The following is a 1,570-nucleotide window of genomic DNA, read 5'->3' on the forward strand; positions in this document are numbered from 1 at the left end:
GGCGGGTACTTCCGGATAGGCATGCGAACCTTGTCCCCTTCTGGTTCATTCCAGAACCAAGATAAAACCTCTCCGGAAAAACGGGGGGAGCACAGCAAGCTTTGTATGACTTGAGCGCGCTCGGCCACGAAGTCCAAGTTGCCGAAAACCTGGTCAGACTGCTGGGCGGCTGGGCCGTCGGGATCGATCCGACCAGCGGTCACTATGAGGGCATGCCGTCGTACAACCACCAACGCACTCCCTACGAGCCAGACAGTCTAAGAGTTTTTAGGGTAACCCAGGGTAGCGTCACGCCCAGTTCGCGCGGCAGCGTTAGACGATTCCTGGAACGGACCGCCGACAAGGTCCACGCGCGCATTAAGGGCGCGCAAACCGAACGCCAGGAGCTGCGCGGCGCCGAAGGCCAGTTAGCACCCTGCACGAGCAGCGCCTTCCCGAAATCGTCGAAGCGCTCGTCCAACGCGCCGCAGCGGATCGCGAACGACTCGTCAAAGAAGCGAACGCACGGGCCGCTCAGCAGGCAACACATGAAGCTAACCTGGCCAGCGCCAGAACAGAAGCGCGAGAACGCTTCTACGCCAGCGAGCTCGAACGCCAAGCACTCGCCTTGGAGCGGTGGCGGCTCCTAACCGCCTACTGCAATCAGTTTGAAGCCCACCTCGACGCGGCCGGTCCCCAAGCGCCAGAAGCCGAATCCGCTCGATTATGGCTCAGCTGGACGCGCGCCCACACCGCCAGCATCAACCCGTTCAAGGAGCTGTCACGCATGCCGGTGGCGCCTGAGTTCAGGCCCGACGATCGCGCTGCAGCGTTGCCCGAAAATGGTCAACGGCCAGTGCCCGACGTTTCTGCAGGTAGTAGGCCCAGAAATCCGCATTCTCCCAATATATGGGATCGTCGCCGAACGCTTCACCCAGATGGGTGAGGAAAGTCGAGGCCCAGTCTGGTTCGTTGTGCAACTTAGGCAGAACTTAGGCAGAAAACCAGCTGGCGTGGACTGGAGCCAACTGGACGCAACGGGACTGAAATACCTGGTCAAGCCGCATATCCTGCACTCAGAGGCCGCGAATGCAGACTTCTTCACACAAATCGACGGATGTTCGAAGGTCTGACATGAAAGAAGCCCCGGTGACCTGACGTTTGCGCAGGTCAGCGGGGCTTGTTGGCGGAGGATATGGGATTTGAACCCATGATCGGGTATCACCCGAAACCCGCTTAGGTAGGCGGGTTCCAAGACCTGCAAGCACGATGCGCGCCCACCAGGCAGTTTGCGGGACCTAGAGTCGGCACATGCCAGGGTTTCTGTTCAGGCTCCGCGGGATCGACTACGCTCGGAGTCCGATCGGACGAGTCCTGGCACAATCGGGCCTCTGACTCTTCCTTACTCTTCCCAGGTGCGGGTGGGATTGCGCAGCATCTCCGCGACGAGGAAGGCGAGTTCGAGCGACTGCTGCGTGTTGAGGCGCGGGTCGCAGGCGGTCTCGTAGCGGTCGGAGAGCTGGTCGTCGCGGATCTCCTGGGCGCCGCCGACGCATTCGGTGACGTCCTCGCCGGTGAGCTCGATGTGGAT

General features: G+C 61.1%; 2 protein-coding genes. One reads left to right on the plus strand and one right to left on the minus strand.

Going from position 1 to position 1,570, the window contains the following annotated elements; translation table 11 throughout:
- Nucleotides 1-110: 110 nt before the first annotated feature.
- On the plus strand, nt 111-629 hold the full coding sequence (locus ACGGCP_RS26890; protein ID WP_392971837.1) for a hypothetical protein: 519 nt from the start codon (nt 111-113) through the stop codon (nt 627-629).
- 752 nt (nt 630-1,381) lie between these two features.
- Here the strand turns inward: ACGGCP_RS26890 and ACGGCP_RS26895 are convergent.
- On the minus strand, nt 1,382-1,570 hold a 189-nt coding region (locus tag ACGGCP_RS26895; RefSeq protein WP_392971839.1), incomplete at its 5' end, for a 3-deoxy-7-phosphoheptulonate synthase.

The sequence above is a fragment of the Glycomyces sp. NPDC048151 genome (genome assembly GCF_043202775.1).
Lineage (GTDB): Bacteria > Actinomycetota > Actinomycetes > Mycobacteriales > Micromonosporaceae > Glycomyces.